At 61.4% G+C, this 15806-nt stretch carries 13 protein-coding genes; 5 read left to right on the top strand and 8 right to left on the bottom strand.

Annotated features, from left to right (window positions below; genetic code table 11):
- Window positions 1-8 precede the first annotated feature (8 nt).
- Together JN524_RS09180 and JN524_RS09175 are read right to left on the bottom strand one after the other, a co-directional pair.
- Window positions 9-1403 carry a COG3014 family protein gene (locus JN524_RS09180; protein ID WP_202369155.1) on the bottom strand — a complete coding sequence of 465 codons (1395 nt, stop codon included), beginning with the start codon at window positions 1401-1403 and terminating at the stop codon, window positions 9-11.
- 214 nt (window positions 1404-1617) lie between these two features.
- Window positions 1618-3012 (bottom strand): COG3014 family protein, encoded by a 1395-nt coding sequence (locus JN524_RS09175; RefSeq protein WP_202369154.1) that lies wholly within the window; start codon window positions 3010-3012, stop codon window positions 1618-1620.
- A 193-nt stretch (window positions 3013-3205) separates the two neighbouring features.
- Between JN524_RS09175 and JN524_RS09170 the strand changes: the two genes are divergently transcribed.
- The 3 genes from JN524_RS09170 (at window position 3206) to JN524_RS09160 (ending at window position 6657) form a co-directional block, all read left to right on the top strand.
- Window positions 3206-4105, top strand: coding sequence for a LysR family transcriptional regulator (locus JN524_RS09170; protein WP_202369153.1), 900 nt, complete (start codon window positions 3206-3208; stop codon window positions 4103-4105).
- A gap of 86 nt (window positions 4106-4191) precedes the next feature.
- Window positions 4192-6090, top strand: coding sequence for an FTR1 family protein (locus JN524_RS09165; RefSeq protein WP_202369152.1), 1899 nt, complete (start codon window positions 4192-4194; stop codon window positions 6088-6090).
- Window positions 6091-6201: 111 nt separating this feature from the next.
- The gene (locus tag JN524_RS09160; RefSeq protein ID WP_139055143.1) at window positions 6202-6657 is read left to right on the top strand and encodes a YaiI/YqxD family protein; all 456 of its coding nucleotides are present in this window, start codon (window positions 6202-6204) and stop codon (window positions 6655-6657) included.
- A 137-nt stretch (window positions 6658-6794) separates the two neighbouring features.
- On the opposite strand, the gene elbB is transcribed toward JN524_RS09160, so the two are convergent.
- Together elbB and JN524_RS09150 are read right to left on the bottom strand one after the other, a co-directional pair.
- Window positions 6795-7463: an isoprenoid biosynthesis glyoxalase ElbB gene (elbB, locus tag JN524_RS09155; RefSeq protein ID WP_027610468.1), complete on the bottom strand. Its 669-nt coding sequence runs from the start codon at window positions 7461-7463 to the stop codon at window positions 6795-6797.
- 279 nt (window positions 7464-7742) lie between these two features.
- Window positions 7743-8393, bottom strand: coding sequence for a DedA family protein (locus JN524_RS09150; protein ID WP_202369151.1), 651 nt, complete (start codon window positions 8391-8393; stop codon window positions 7743-7745).
- A gap of 207 nt (window positions 8394-8600) precedes the next feature.
- Between JN524_RS09150 and hemB the strand changes: the two genes are divergently transcribed.
- Window positions 8601-9614, top strand: coding sequence for a porphobilinogen synthase (gene hemB, locus JN524_RS09145; RefSeq protein ID WP_202369150.1), 1014 nt, complete (start codon window positions 8601-8603; stop codon window positions 9612-9614).
- A gap of 18 nt (window positions 9615-9632) precedes the next feature.
- Entirely contained in the window at window positions 9633-11858 is a 2226-nt protein-coding gene (gene ppk1 / locus JN524_RS09140) for a polyphosphate kinase 1 (protein WP_123585821.1), read from the top strand.
- Between the two features lie 161 nt (window positions 11859-12019).
- Here ppk1 and ppx read toward each other — a convergent pair whose 3' ends face one another.
- From ppx to JN524_RS09120, 4 genes are all read right to left on the bottom strand, one after another.
- A complete protein-coding gene (ppx, locus tag JN524_RS09135) occupies window positions 12020-13522 on the bottom strand; it encodes an exopolyphosphatase (RefSeq protein ID WP_202369149.1) in 1503 nt (500 codons plus the stop codon).
- 235 nt (window positions 13523-13757) lie between these two features.
- A complete protein-coding gene (locus JN524_RS09130) occupies window positions 13758-14495 on the bottom strand; it encodes an amino acid ABC transporter ATP-binding protein (protein WP_202369148.1) in 738 nt (245 codons plus the stop codon).
- Window positions 14482-15132 (bottom strand): amino acid ABC transporter permease, encoded by a 651-nt coding sequence (locus JN524_RS09125; RefSeq protein ID WP_095137639.1) that lies wholly within the window; start codon window positions 15130-15132, stop codon window positions 14482-14484. Before JN524_RS09125 ends, JN524_RS09130 begins: the two co-directional genes overlap by 14 nt.
- Window positions 15129-15797, bottom strand: a complete 669-nt coding sequence (locus JN524_RS09120) for an amino acid ABC transporter permease (protein ID WP_202369147.1) — start codon at window positions 15795-15797, stop codon at window positions 15129-15131. The genes JN524_RS09125 and JN524_RS09120 overlap by 4 nt, the downstream gene beginning before the upstream one ends.
- Window positions 15798-15806 lie beyond the last annotated feature (9 nt).

Here is a 15806-nt window from a genome sequence, read left to right as displayed (position 1 = left end):
CTCCGTTCTTAAGGTTGTTTGAGGCTGGCGACGTTGGTCGCGCTGGCGCTCGGGATGACATGGGCGGCGACGCCGCCGGCAAATACCTGATTGCCCACGGCACGCAGGCTGATCACTTGATAACGCTGATCGACGGTGACCTTGACCAGCGAACCGCCGACGGCGCTCGGCAGGCTGACCTGGTGCTCGCCTTTCTTCAAGCGCAGACGCACCACTTGGGTGTTGTCCGGCAGGGTACGCCACGTACGGGTATCGGCACCTTCCAGCACAGCTGAAGAAATACCCACGGCCAGACCGGCCAGCGGGTTGGTTTCGTTGATCTTCTTCTGCGCCACGCCTTTGGTGATTGCGCGCACGGTGGTGCGCACAATGATCCCCGGCATGTCATCGCGCAGGGCGCGGCGGGACATGGCGGTGGTGCTGTTGAGGGCGGTCAGGTTGACTTGCTGGCCATCGACGCCAATCTGCGTGAATGGTGCGGTAGAGGTGTCAGGCTTGATGATCGGGAACGACAGCGGGGTGATCACCACGTTGTTGGAGATCGGCAATGGCAGCGGCACGCGGATCGAATCACGCGAGGGTGCCAGACCGCTTTGCACGACGATCAGGATATCGCTGTCGTCGGACTTGCTCGGCTTGTCGAGGTTGACCAGCGCCTGCTCCAGCAGCGGGGTGTTCGGGCGCAGTTCGGCCGCCTTGCGGTAGCCCGGCGCAGCCAGGTCTTTCTCGCCCAGGGCTTCGTAGACGAAACCGGCCAGGTAATGGCTGAACGCACTCTGGTAGCTGTTTTTCAGGCTGACTACTTCCGGCGCGTCGAGGCTGGCAACCGGGTAGCCTTGCAGATCCTTGTACTGAGTCTTGATGCCTTCTTTCTCGGCCTCTTCCTCACTCTTGAGGTATTCCTTGTCGCGCAGGTCGGCGATCACCGCTTCACGTTCGTGAGTCTTCTTGATCGCGGTGCGGGCGCCGTCGAAGTCATTGACGGCCAGCAGATTGAGGGCCATCTGCGTGGTCAGCATGACTTTTTCGTAGTCGTAGCCTTCGTAGCGACGCACCTTATCGTTGACCAGGAAACTGCCGAACTGAGCCAGGTATTTACCGGTATCGAGCTTGACCGAATCTTCCCACTGGCCAACCACCTGATCGGCGCTGGTCCAGGCGTTCTGGCTGCCGGACAGGTCGCCCTTGGCGCGCAGCAACTCACCTTTCTCGAAGTAATAGAGCAGGTCTTTGTCCGGACCGGTGTTGTTCTTTTCCAGCAGGCTCAGCGCGGCGTCGACGTTGCCGGTGGCCAGTTGCTGGTTGGTCTGGGCCAGTTCCGAATCGTAGTTGCGGAACGCCGAACAGCCGGACAGCAGAGTGACAGCGCTGAGCGCGATCAAGGTGGGAGTGCGCAATGCCATGGGGGTACTTCTTCCCTGAGCTAGTAACTGCATCAGCCGCCGGTGCTGGTCGGGCTGGTGTGACCCATCGACAGTGGCGCTGGCCTCCTGCCAATTCCTCATAACCAGAGGAGCTTTTATGCCGCATCGCGATAGCGCGGGCGCGGCATTATAAGCGGGCGATGCTGGCCATGTAATAGCTTTTTAATCGCACTTGTTAGTTTGGTGCCATTACTTATTTCAGGGCGGATACGCGATTTTCCACCGATGTGGCAGATTGAAAAGCGCTGCCGTTCGCATAAATTCGATCGCCCAGTACGCGCAAGCCAATCATCTGGCGATTCTGGTCGATGCGGATGTTCAGTGGAGCGCCTGAAGTGTTCGGCAGGCTTATCTGGTGCTCGCCCTTTTTCAGACGCAGGCGTACGACCTGTGTCAGGTTGGGCAGGGTACGCCAGGTGCGAGTGTCGGCCTGCTCGAAACCATCCCACTGGGTGACGTAGGAGGCTTTGCCTGGATTACGGCGATTGTCGGTACCCTGAACGTCCGCCGCGAGGAAGGCACGGTAGGTGGTGCGTTGGATAATCCCGGGCATGTCGTCACGCAGCGTGCGCAAAGACATATCGGTGATGCTGTTGACCGCGATCAGCTTTTTATCGCGACCGTCGACGCGGACCTGATTGAACGGCGCAGTGGAGTTATCCGGCACCATCACTGGGAACGAAATATTGGCGACGATCACCTGGCCGTCCTTGAGCTGCACCGGATACGGTACGCGCACCGAACTGCGGGCCGGCGCCAGGCCGCTTTGCACGATGATCAGCACATCGCTTTCGTCGGCCTTGAGTCCAGGGCTGTCGAGGTCGCGCAATGCCTGTTGGAAAAACGGCATGTCCGGGCGCAGTTCGATGGCCTGACGATAACCGGGCGCTGCGAGGTCTTTTTCGCCGAGTGCCTCATAGGTGAAACCGGCGAGATAGTGACTGAACGCGCTCTGATAACCGTTTTTCAGGGCAAGCACTTCCGGGGACTCGAGCATCACCACCGGATAACCCTGAAGGTCCTTGTAGTGCACGCGTGCGCCCTGGGCCTTGGCGGCTTCCTCGACCTTTTCGTATTCCAGCTCCCGTTGCCGGGCGATCAGCGCTTCGCGCTCATGGATTTTCTTGATGTCGGCACGAGCGCCGTCGAAGTCATTTTGCGCTAACTGATTGAGGGCCATTTGCGTGGTCAGCATGACTTTTTCATAGTCGTAGCCATCGTAGCGCCGCAGCTTGTCATTGATGATGCCGCCCCAGTGATCGCCCATCGCCGCGAGCAACTTGTCGCCGGTGGTTTCGATCGTGTCCTGGCGCTGGATGATCATCTGCTCGGCGCTGCGCCAGGTTGTCTGGCTTTGCGTGAACTCGCCGCCGGCACTGAGTACGGCGCCCTTTTCAAAGTAGTAGAGCAGGTCTTTATCCGGGTCGGGGTTGTGCGCTTCGATCAGCGTCAGGGCGCCGTCGATGTTGCCGGCCTTGAACTGGTCAGTGGTCTGTTGCAGTTCCAGGTCATAGTTGCGGTACGCGGCGCAGCCGCTCAGTTGCACTACAGCGGCTATCAACAGGGGCAGCAGCAAACGATGGCGCATGAAGGGGGTCATCCTTGAGCGGGAAATGCGACGAGGTGGCGCATTATAGGCGGCAATAGTGGCCAAGTGATGCGTGGTTTTTGTTTGCTGATTGCACAGATCATTGGGATCACGCGGCGGATTTACCGGTGGGATGGATGCGGGGTTTGGGCTAGCCTTGCTGGCCTGACGCTTAACCATTGCCAGGACTTCAATGAATCAACTGCAGGCCATGCGCGCGTTTCGTTGCATCGTCGAGTGTCGCGGGTTCAGCGCCGCTGCCGAGCGCCTCGACACCACTCACTCGACCATCTCCCGGCAGTTGCAGCAGCTGGAAAGCGAGCTGGGCACGCGGCTGATCAATCGCAACACCCGGGGTTTCAACCTGACCACGGCGGGGCAGCAGTATTACGCGGCTTGCGTGGACATTCTCGAACGCCTCGATCAAGCCGCACTGGCGGCGGGGCAGGCCCATGAAAGCCCCAGCGGTGTGCTGCGCATCAGCGCGCCAATGGTCATCGGTACGCTGGAACTGGCGAGCTGGCTGCCGTCGTTCCAGCAGCGCTATCCCGAAATTGAAGTCGACCTGTCCTGCGATGACCGTATCGTCGATCTGATCGCCGAGGGTTTCGATGTGGCTTTGCGCATCTGCGGACCCTTGGCCGATTCATCCATGGTTGCGCGGTTGCTGACCGTCTCGGACATGCTGCTGGTGGCTTCGCCTGTGTATGTGGCGCGCAATGGTCTGGTGCGCCAGGTGCGCGAACTCGCCGAGCAGCAGTTGCTGGCGTTTGCCGGTGGCAGTGACTGGGCGCTGACCGACGCGCGCGGGCTCACCACTGGTGTGCGCGTGCAGGGACGGTTCAAGGCCGACTCGATCAGTTCGCTGCACGCCGCCGCGTTGGCCGGAGTCGGCATCGCCGCGTTCACCCGGGCCACGGTGCAGGAGGATCTGCTCAGTGGCCGGCTGGTGCAAATCCTGCCCAACTACAACCTTGGGCGGCGCCACTATTACGCGCTCTATCCACATGCCCGGCACGTCGCGCTGAAGGTGCAGGTGTTCGTCGAGTTTATGCTTGAACACTACCGCAACACCACCGCAGCGCTGCGTTAAAGCGCCACGAGACGTCGACAAAGCTTGAGTGAAAGGCGTTCGAAGTGAACAATATGTAACTTCGCATTTCCATTTGAGACTCATTCATGACTGCCGCGTCCCGATTCCTGGCCTGGCTGGTGTTCCCGCTGTTTGCCCTGAGCAGTTTCAACCTGCTGGCTGACACCGTGGAAGGCGCCCCGCAGGCGCTGCACCTGCTCGATTACATCAGCGCCGACTATCCGCCGACGGTCGAGGCGGGCAAGGTCGTCGACGACGGCGAATACCGCGAGCAACTGGAATTCACCCAGGTGCTGCAAGGGCTGATCGGCGGTCTGCCGGCCAAACCGGAGAAGGCTGAGCTGGAGCAGGGTGTCGAGGCTCTGCACGCCGCCATCACCGCGAAACAGGACGGCGCCGACGTCGCGCGTCAGGCCCGACAACTGGGGGCGAAACTGGCGGTGGCGTATGAAGTCAGCCAGGCGCCGATCATCACTCCCGATCCGACCCGGGGCGCGCCGCTGTACGCGCAGAACTGCTCGGTATGCCACGGTGAAACCGGCGCCGGTGACGGCCCGGCGGGGCTCGGCATGACGCCGTCGCCAGCCAACCTGCGCGATGCCGGCCGCATAGATCATCTGAGTCTGTACGCGATCTACAGCACCCTCGGCCAAGGCGTCGAAGGCACTGACATGCCGGCGTTCGCCGATCAACTGGACGACCGTCAGCGTTGGGATCTGGCGACCTACATTGCCGGTTTCAGTGCCGACCCGGCTGCGGCCAAGTCCGACAAGACCTTCAACATCGCCGATCTGGCGCGCCAGACCCCGGCCGAGGTACAGGCCGCCGAAGGCCCGCAAGCGGCGGCGACCTTCCGTGCCCAGCGCGCGCAGCCGCCGCAGGTCAAGCGCGGCCCGGCGCAGTTGCTCGATTACACCGCCGCCACGCTGGACAAGAGCCTGGCCGCGTATCGCGCCGGCGATCACGATCAGGCCTATGACCTGTCGGTGGCGGCGTATCTGGAAGGCTTCGAACTGGTCGAAAGCTCGCTGGATAACGTCGACGCCAACGTGCGCAAGGACACTGAAAAATCGCTGATGGCCTACCGTCAATCGTTGCAGGACGGCTTGCCGGTGGCGCAGGCCGAACAGCGTCTCGACGCGGCCAAGGGCAAATTGAAAGAGTCCGCCGAACTGCTCGGCAGCGATGGCCTGAGCTGGTCGCTGAGCTTCATTTCCGGCCTGCTGATTCTGCTGCGCGAAGGCCTCGAAGCGATTCTGGTGCTGGCGGCGATCCTCGCGTTTCTGCGCAACACCGGCCAGCAGTCGGCGGTGCGCAGCGTCAACATCGGTTGGGGCTTGGCGCTGCTCGCCGGTCTTGGCACCTGGGCGCTGGCGGCGTACGTGATCGACGTCAGCGGCTCGCAGCGTGAACTGCTCGAAGGCGCGACGGCGCTGTTCGCCAGCGTCATGGTGCTGTGGCTCGGCGTGTGGATGCACGACCGGCGCCACGCGGCGGCCTGGCAGGATTACATCAAGCAGAGTCTGGTGGGCGGCGGCGGACGTTTCGGCTTCGCGATCCTCGCGTTCTTCTCGGTGTACCGCGAGTTGTTCGAAGTGATCCTGTTCTACGAAACCCTGTGGCTGCAGGCCGGCCCCGCCGGGCATGACGCGGTGCTGGCCGGTGGTGCGACGGCGCTGGTGCTGCTGATCGGTCTGGCCTGGGTGATCCTGCGCGGTTCGGCGAAACTGCCGCTGGCGCTGTTCTTCAGCATCAACGCCGGTCTGCTCTGTGCCTTGTCGGTGGTGTTCGCCGGGCATGGCGTGAAAGCGCTGCAGGAAGCCGGGATTTTCGGCACACGACCGGTGGCGTTCTTTGAGTTCGACTGGCTGGGGATTCACGCCGATGCCTATTCGCTGACAGCGCAGGCCTTGGCGATTCTGGCGATTGTCGTTTTGTATGGGCGCAGCCGGATGGCCGAGAAGAAGCGGGTTTCTGCTGCCTGATCGGGTTATCGTTTGAAAGATCGCAGCCTGCGGCAGCTCCTACAGGGGTTCGGTGTATCCCTCTAGGAGCTGCCGAAGGCTGCGATCTTTTGCTTTCAAGAGGTTATCAATATGCGTGTATGGATCGATGCCGACGCCTGCCCCCGGGCCGCCAAGGATCTGGTGGTGAAGTTCGCCCTAAAGCGCCAGTTCGAAGTGGTGCTGGTGGCCGGGCAGCCGCAGACCAAGCCGGGGCTGGCCATCGTCAAACTGATCGTGGTGCCCAGCGGCCCGGATGCGGCGGACGATTACCTGGTCGAGCACGCGGTGCCCGGAGAGCTGGTGATCTGCAGCGATATCCCGCTGGCCGATCGTCTGGTGAAGAAGGGCGTGGCGGCGCTGGATCCGCGCGGCAAGGAATTCGACGCGCAGAACATGGGCGAGCGGCTGGCGGTGCGCAACCTGTTCACCGACCTGCGTGAGCAGGGCCAGATCAGCGGCGGCCCGGCGCCGTTCGGCGAGCGTGAGAAGCAGGCGTTTGCCAATGCGCTGGACCGGATCCTCACCCGGCTGAGCCGTAAACCCTGATTCAACCGTATACCTGTGGTGAGGGGATTTATCCCCGATGGCCTGCGCAGCAGGCCCAGTGCTTCAAGATGCAAGGGGCTGCTGCGCAGCCATCGGGGGTAAATCCCCTCACCACAAAAACCTTCAGAAAGGTCGTGTCAGGCATCGTTCTCGTGAGTCAGTTCGAGCACCCGATCCACCAGCTTGTTGATCCCCGAAGCCGCCTCACTGATGTTCTGCGCCAGCATGTAAGCCGGGGTCGTCACCAGTTTGCGTGCCTTGTCTTCGATGATGTCAGTCACCGCGCAGTCTTCGTGGCTGGCGCCCATCTTGTTCATCGCGGTGGCGGTGTCGGCATCGTTGCCGATGGTGCAGGTCACGCCCGGGCCGTAGATCTTCGCTGCCAGCGCCGGCGAGATGCACATCAGGCCCACCGGTTTGCCCGCTTCGGCAAATGCTTCCGCCAAGGCCAGTACCTCGGGCTGTACTGCGCAGCCGGCACCTTCGACGGCAAAGTTCGAGAGGTTTTTCGCGGCGCCAAAACCGCCAGGTACGATCAGCGCGTCGAAGTCATCGACGTCGGCTTCGCGAATGTCCTTGATGTTGCCGCGGGCAATGCGTGCCGACTCCACCAGAACGTTGCGCGTTTCGGGCATTTCTTCACCGGTGAGGTGATTGATCACATGCAATTGCGCAATGTTCGGCGCGAAGCATTGCACCTGCGCACCACGTTGATCGAGGCGCAGCAGGGTGATGACACTCTCGTGGATCTCGGCGCCGTCGTACACGCCGCTGCCGGACAGGATCACTGCAACTTTTTTGCTCATGGGTTTCTCTCCAGATTCATGGCGCTAAATGTCCACTAATTTGTCGTGCGTTGCCATAGGCCCAAGTGGCGGCTGCACCTGCATGGAGCGCTTTCTAAATGGATCGCAGCAACGGCGGGGTGTTCATTATTTGCGGTTGCCTGCTTCGTGACGAACAGGAGATTTTTCGCGCGAGAACGCCGCTGGCGAACGGGAGTCCGCTGGCGCAGAGGGGATAAATGACTAAAAGAGCCGGCCAGCCCGGGCTTTGCGCAGGGCTGTACGCCAGGCGCCAGCGCGTTATTCGGCTGGCGTCTTCGGTTCGGCAGGTTTGGCCGCTTCGGATTGATTCAGCAGTGCCGCTTTTGCGGCTTGCTCATCGGCGTAAACCTGCTTGGCCAGACGCGCATTCTTGAAGCGGCGGCGCAGCCACAGACCAACGCCAAGAATCAGCAGCGCACCGAGCACCCACAGTTCGTACTTCTTGATGCTGCCGAGCATGCCTTCGAGCACCGCACCGAAGTGGTAGGCGGCGGCTGCCAGGGCGGTGGCCCAGATCGCTGCGCCGATGCCGTTCAGCAGCAGATAACGTCCCGGCGGATAACCCGACAGGCCGATCGCCACCGGCATCACCGTGCGCAGGCCGTAAACGAAGCGGAAGCTCAGAACCCAGATGTCCGGATGCTTGCGAATGTGTTCCAGCGCGCGGTCGCCCATCATCTGCCAGCGCGGTTTGCGCGCGAGCAATTTGCGCCCGTGCTTGCGCCCCAGGAAGTACCACAGCTGATCGCCGGCATAGCTGCCGAAGAACGCCACGACCACCACCAGGTTGATGTCCATGTATCCACGGAACGCGAGGAAGCCTGCGAGCACCAGGATGGTTTCGCCTTCGAAGAACGTGCCGAGGAACAAGGCAAAGTAGCCAAAGTCATGCAGAAATTGTTGGAGCATTGTCTGGGTGCTGGCGAAATGAACGCGCAGCCTAACCCTTCGGACACATTCATGAAAGTGTCGAAATGTGTCTCGACGTGAACAATTCCTACGCTAACAATGGAATGCGGCTACATGTCACGGGGTACGCACAACTGTAATCTGTTGGTCATAATGGCCGTCTATAACTGTCACGCTCGCCCGTTTGCGCGGGCTCAGGAGTCCGCCGTGAGCTTTACCCCTGCCAATCGTCTGTTCCCTGCCACTCGCCTGCGTCGCAATCGTCGTGATGATTTTTCGCGTCGGCTGGTGCGGGAAAACGTGCTGACGGTCGATGACCTGATCTTGCCGGTGTTCGTGCTTGAGGGTGAAAACCGTCGCGAAGCCGTGGCCTCGATGCCCGGTGTCGAACGCCTGACCATTGACCTGCTGCTTGAAGAGGCGGCGCAATGGGTCGAGCTGGGTATTCCGGCGCTGGCGCTGTTCCCGGTCACGCCAATCGAATTGAAATCCCTCGATGCTGCCGAAGCCTGGAACCCGCAAGGCATTGCCCAGCGCGCCACTCGCGCATTGCGTGAGCGTTTCCCGGAATTGGGCGTGATCACTGACGTCGCCCTTGATCCGTTCACCACCCACGGGCAGGACGGCATTCTCGATGAAGAAGGCTACGTGCAGAACGACATCACCGTCGACGCACTGGTCAAGCAGGCACTGTCCCACGCTGAAGCAGGCGCTCAGGTCGTGGCACCGTCGGACATGATGGACGGCCGCATCCAGGCGATCCGCGAGGCGCTGGAGCTGGCCGGTCACGTCAACGTGCGGATCATGGCCTACTCGGCCAAGTACGCCAGCGCCTATTACGGGCCGTTCCGCGATGCGGTGGGGTCGGCAGCGAATCTGGGCAAGGCCAACAAGGCCTCCTATCAGATGGACCCGGCCAACAGCGACGAAGCGCTGCACGAAGTCGGTGCGGACTTGTCTGAAGGCGCGGACATGGTCATGGTCAAACCCGGCATGCCGTACCTGGACATTCTTTTGCGGGTAAAAGATGCCTTCAAAGTGCCGACCTTCGTCTATCAGGTTAGCGGCGAATACGCCATGCACATGGCGGCGATCCAGAATGGCTGGTTGAGCGAGGCGGTAATTCTTGAATCACTGACCGCCTTTAAACGTGCCGGCGCTGATGGCATCCTGACTTACTTTGCTGTCCGTGCCGCTCAATTGTTACGAGAGCAGAAATAGCCCTCCCAGGAACATTCGATGAATACCGAAGGACTCACTGAAGTTGCAGTAAAAGAAGCTCAACCGGTGGTGGAGCAGATCACCGAAACCCCGCCGGAACTCGAGCCTGCGCCACCCGCGCCGGTCGCTGAAGCCGTCGCGGCGGCGCCAGTGATTGCGATCCCGGGCCTGGATGACAGCAGCCTGTATATCCATCGCGAGCTCTCGCAACTGCAGTTCAACATCCGCGTGCTGGAACAGGCGCTGGACGAGTCCTATCCGTTGCTGGAGCGGCTGAAGTTCCTGCTGATCTTCTCCAGCAACCTCGACGAATTCTTTGAAATCCGCGTCGCTGGTCTGAAAAAGCAGATCACCTTCGCCCGTGAACAGGCCGGTGCCGACGGTCTGCAACCGCACCAGGCGCTGGCGCGGATCAGCGAGCTGGTGCACGGTCACGTTGACCGCCAGTACGCGATCCTCAACGACATCCTGCTGCCGGAGCTGGAAAAGCATCAGGTGCGCTTTATCCGTCGTCGTCACTGGACGACCAAGATCAAGACCTGGGTGCGCCGCTACTTCCGCGACGAGATCGCGCCGATCATCACCCCGATCGGCCTCGACCCGACGCACCCGTTCCCGTTGCTGGTGAACAAGAGCCTGAACTTCATCGTCGAACTGGAAGGCATCGACGCCTTCGGTCGCGATTCCGGTCTGGCGATCATCCCGGCACCGCGCCTGCTGCCACGGATCATCAAGGTTCCGGAAGAAGTCGGCGGCCCGGGCGACAACTATGTGTTCCTGTCGTCGATGATCCACGCCCACGCCGATGACCTGTTCCAGGGCATGAAGGTTAAGGGCTGCTACCAGTTCCGCCTGACCCGAAACGCCGACCTTGCGCTCGACTCCGAAGATGTCGAAGACCTTGCGCGTGCCCTGCGTGGCGAGCTGTTCTCGCGGCGTTACGGCGATGCGGTGCGCCTGGAAGTCGCCGACACTTGCCCGAAACACCTCTCGGACTATCTGCTCAAGCAGTTCAACCTGAGCGAGACCGAGCTGTATCAGGTCAACGGCCCGGTCAACCTGACACGCCTGTTCAGCATCACCGGTCTGGACAGCCACCCGGAGCTGCAATACACGCCGTTCACCCCGCAGATCCCGAAACTGCTGCAGAACAGCGAGAACATTTTCAGCGTGGTGAGCAAGCAGGACATCCTGCTGCTGCACCCGTTCGAGTCGTTCACCCCGGTGGTCGACCTGCTGCGCCAGGCGGCGAAAGACCCGCATGTATTGGCTGTGCGCCAGACCCTGTACCGCTCCGGCGCCAACTCGGAAATCGTCGATGCGCTGGTGGACGCCGCTCGTAACGGCAAGGAAGTGACCGCGGTCATCGAACTGCGCGCCCGCTTCGACGAAGAGTCCAACTTGCAACTGGCCAGCCGTCTGCAAGCGGCCGGTGCGGTGGTGATTTACGGCGTGGTCGGTTTCAAGACTCACGCCAAGATGATGCTGATCCTGCGTCGCGAGGCCGGCGAGATCGTGCGTTACGCGCACCTCGGCACTGGTAACTACCACGCCGGCAACGCCCGTTTGTACACCGACTACAGCCTGCTGACTTCCGACGACGCCTTGTGCGAAGACGTCGGCAAACTGTTCAGTCAGTTGATCGGCATGGGTAAAACCCTGCGTATGAAGAAGCTGTTGCATGCGCCGTTCACCCTGAAGAAGGGCATGCTCGACATGATTGCCCGGGAAACCCAGTTCGCCGTCGAAGGCAAACCGGCGCACATCATCGCCAAATTCAACTCGCTGACCGATCCGAAGATCATTCGTGCGCTGTACAAGGCCAGCCAGTCCGGCGTGCGCATTGATCTGGTGGTGCGTGGCATGTGCTGTCTGCGTCCGGGCATTGCCGGGGTTTCGCACAACATCCATGTGCGCTCGATCATCGGTCGCTTCCTTGAACACACCCGAGTGTTCTACTTCCTCAACGGCGGCGAGGAGCAGATGTTCCTCTCCAGCGCCGACTGGATGGAGCGCAACCTCGACAAGCGCGTCGAGACTTGCTTCCCGGTGGAAGGCAAGAAGCTGCTGACTCGCGTGAAGAAAGAGCTGGAGCTGTACCTGACCGACAACACCCACAGCTGGAGCCTGCAGTCGGATGGCCGTTACATCCGCAACACGCCAACCGGCAACCAGAACCCGCGCAGCGCGCAGGCGACGTTGCTGGAACGCCTGGGCAGCCCGATTCTGCCGGTGAGCAGCTGACCTTCAGCCCAATAAAAAAGGCGATCCCCACGGATCGCCTTTTTTGTACTTCGAATTCACCTGTAGGAGCTGTCGAGTGAAACGAGGTTGCGATCTTTTGATGTTGATCCTGAAAACAAGATCAAAAGATCGCAGCCTTCGGCAGCTCCTACAGGGGACTGTCAGTGGACAGTGAGGACGATGCCAACCCGCGTCAGCCAGTCGGCCTCAAGGCCAAAGTCAGCCTGAGTCAGCTGGTTTTCATCCAGCCAGTTCTCCGGGAATTCCACGTCGAGGTTGTCGCCCTTGGCATGCAGTGTCACTTGCGGCATCGCCTGGGTGCCACGGATGTGGTGGAACAGGATCGCGAAGCGCAGCAGCACGCACAGACGGATCAGCTTGTCGCCGTCGTCACCGAACTCGGCGAACTTGTCCTTGGGGATGTTGCGGCGGTGGCCGCGCACCAGCAGAGCGAGCATTTGCTGGTCTTCGCGAGAGAAACCGGCAAGGTCCGAGTGCTCGATCAGGTAGGCGCCGTGCTTGTGATAGTGGTAGTGCGCGATGTCGAGGCCGACTTCGTGGACCTTCGCGGCCCAACCGAGCAATTCGCGCCAGATGCCGTCATCCAGCTCCCAGTCTGCGGCGACCTGATCGAAGGCGTGCAGTGCCTTGCGTTCAACTCGCGCGGCTTGTTCCAGATCGACGTGATAGCGCTCCATTAGCGAAGTCAGGGTGCGTTCGCGCACGTCTTCGTGATGATGGCGGCCGAGCAGGTCGTAGAGCACGCCTTCACGCAGCGCGCCTTCGCAGTGATCCATGCGTTGCAGTTCGAGGGCGTCGAAGATCGCTTCGAGAATCGCCAGGCCCGCCGGGAAGATCGCCCGACGGTCAGGCTTGATGCCTTCGAAGTCGATCTTGTCGACATCCCCCAGTTTGAACAGACGACGTTTGAGCCAGGCCAGACCTTCGGCATTCACTTCGCCGGTGCCATGCCCGCCGGCCTTCAGCGCCAGGCCGATGGCGCGGATGGTGCCCGAGGAGCCGATGGCTTCATCCCAGGTCAGGCGGTGCAGGGCGTGCTCGATGCTCATGATCTCCAGCCGCGCCGCCGTGTACGCCTGGGCGTAACGGGCCGGGGTGATCTTGCCGTCCTTGAAATAACGCTGAGTGAAGCTGACGCAGCCCATTTGCAGGCTTTCGCGCAGCAGCGGTTCAAAACGCTGCCCGATGATGAATTCGGTACTGCCGCCGCCGATGTCGGCCACCAGACGCTTGCCCGGGGTGTCGGCGAGGGTGTGTGAAACGCCCAGATAAATCAGCCGCGCTTCTTCACGGCCGGAGATGACTTCCACCGGGTGGCCGAGGATCTCTTCGGCGCGGTGGATGAATTCCAGGCGGTTGCGCGCTTCGCGCAGGGCGTTGGTGCCGACGATCCGCACGGCGCCCAGCGGCATGCCGTTGATCAGTTGGGCAAAGCGCTTGAGGCAGTCGAGGCCACGCTGCATCGATTCTTCGTTGAGATGGCGCTCATCGTCGATACCGGCGGCGAGCTGCACTTTCTCTCCGAGGCGCTCCAGGATACGGATTTCTCCGTTCTGGGCCTTGGCCACGACCATGTGGAAGCTGTTGGAGCCCAGGTCGATTGCGGCGATCAGGGACAGATTCTTGGCTTTGGATTGCGGCATGGTCAGGGGGTCTCGGTCGATAACCCCGCCATCGTGCCACGATCAAACGCTGACGCCAACGCGCATGGCTCAAACCGTTGATCCTGCGCATAAAAGCTTGAGACCGCGGCGCGGCCATTCGCGAGCAAGCTCGCTCCCACAGGTTTTTGTGTCGAACACACAATCATGTTCCGCCGCAGAACCCTGTGGGAGCGGGCTTGCCCGCGAAGGCGTCCGCTCAGGTGCTGAAGCGTTATCAGGCTGTCGCTTCCACGGTACCAATGAAATTCGCCAGCTCCGCCGTCTGCGGATTGGCAAACAACACCTTCGGATCCCCCACCTCATGCACCTTGCCATGGTGCATGAACACCAGCTTGTCGCCGATTTCCCGGGCAAAGCGCATTTCGTGGGTGACCATGATCAGCGTCATGCCTTCCTTGGCCAGTTGGCGCACCACGGCGAGCACTTCATTGACCAGCTCCGGGTCCAGCGCCGAGGTGATCTCATCGCACAGCAACACTTTCGGCGACATCGCCAGTGCCCGGGCAATCGCCACGCGCTGTTGCTGTCCGCCGGACAACCGATCCGGGAAGGCGTCGAACTTCTCCCCCAGCCCGACGCGTTCGAGCATCTTGCGCGCCAGTTCGGCCGCCTTGGCCTTCGGTACTTTCTGCACCACTTGCGGCGCGAGCATCACGTTCTCGCCGACGGTCAGGTGCGGGAACAGGTTGAACTGCTGGAACACCATGCCGACTTTCTGCCGCAGGCTGCGCAGGTCGGCGCGGGCGGCGTCGAGGTATTCGCCGTCGACTTCGATCACCCCGTCGTTGATCGACTCCAGACCATTGAGGGTGCGCAGCAGGGTCGATTTACCCGAGCCGCTGCGGCCGATGATCGCCACCACCTGGCCTTCCTCGACGCTCAGGTCGATGCCTTTGAGCACGTGGTGATCGCCGTAGTATTTATGCAGGGCGGAAATTCTAAGCAGAGGCATGCAGTCTCCTTTCCAGGTAGCGCGCACTGAGCGACAAGGGGTAGCAGAGCAGGAAGTAGCCGAGGGCGACGAGGCCGTAGACCATGAACGGTTCGAAAGTGGCGTTGGCGAGCATGCCGCCGGTCTTGGTCAGCTCGGTGAAGCCGATGATCGAGGTTACCGCAGTGCCTTTGACCACTTGCACCGAGAAGCCCACGGTCGGCGCCACCGCGATGCGCAGCGCCTGCGGCAGGATCACGTAACGCAATTGCTCCAGTGGATTCAGTGCCAGGCTCGACGAGGCCTCCCACTGGCCATTGGGGATCGCTTCGACGCAACCGCGCCAGATCTCCGCCAGATAGGCGCTGGTGAACAATGTCAGGGCAATGGCTGCCGCCATCCACGGCGAGATCTCGATCCCGGCCAGCGCCACGCCGAAGAACACCAGAAACAGCTGCATCAGCAGCGGTGTGCCCTGGAACAGCTCGATCCAGGTGCGGGCAATATTGCTCGGTAACGGATTTTTCGAGATGCGCATGATCAGAATCAGCAGCCCGACGATGCCGCCGCCAATGAACGCCACCAGCGACAGCGCCAGCGTCCATTGCAGGCCGGTGAGCAGGTTGCGCAGGATGTCCCAGAAGGTGAAGTCGCTCATCGGCTGCTCCTCGCGATATAGCGGCGGCCGATCCAGTTCAACAACTGGCGGATCAGCAGGGCCATGCACAGGTAGATCAGCGTGGTCAGCGCATAGGTTTCAAAGGCGCGGAAGTTGCGCGACTGAATGAAGTTGGCGGCGAAGCTCAGCTCCTCGGTGGCGATCTGCGAACACACCGCCGAACCGAGCATGACGATGATGATCTGGCTGCTCAGGGCCGGCCAGACCTTGCCCAGAGCCGGCAGCAGGACCACGTGGCGGAACGCCTCGAAACGGCTCATCGCCAGTGCGGCGGCGGCTTCCAGTTGCCCGCGCGGAATCGCCTGGATGCCGGCGCGGATGATCTCGGTCGAATACGCGCCGAGGTTGATCACCATCGCCAGCACCGCCGCCTGCCACTCGGAAATCTGCACCCCGAGCGAGGGCAGGCCAAAGAAGATGAAGAACAGCTGCACCAGAAATGGCGTGTTGCGGATCAACTCGACGTAGACGCCGAAGAGTGCCGAGAACGGGCGGATGTTCCACGCCCGCACCAGTGCGCCGACGATGCCCACGCCGACCCCGAACAGCGCGCCAATCGCCGTCAGCTCCAGGGTGAACAGCGCGCCGCGCAGCAGCAGGTCGGTGTTTTGCACCACCGGCATGAAATCGAACTGATAAGCCATCGATTGTCT

This window comes from Pseudomonas sp. MWU318, from assembly GCF_016756945.1.
In the GTDB taxonomy this organism is placed as follows: Bacteria; Pseudomonadota; Gammaproteobacteria; order Pseudomonadales; family Pseudomonadaceae; genus Aquipseudomonas; species Aquipseudomonas putida_A.
The sequence above is the reverse complement of the archived record's forward strand: the minus strand, read 5'-3'. Positions and strand labels throughout refer to the sequence as shown.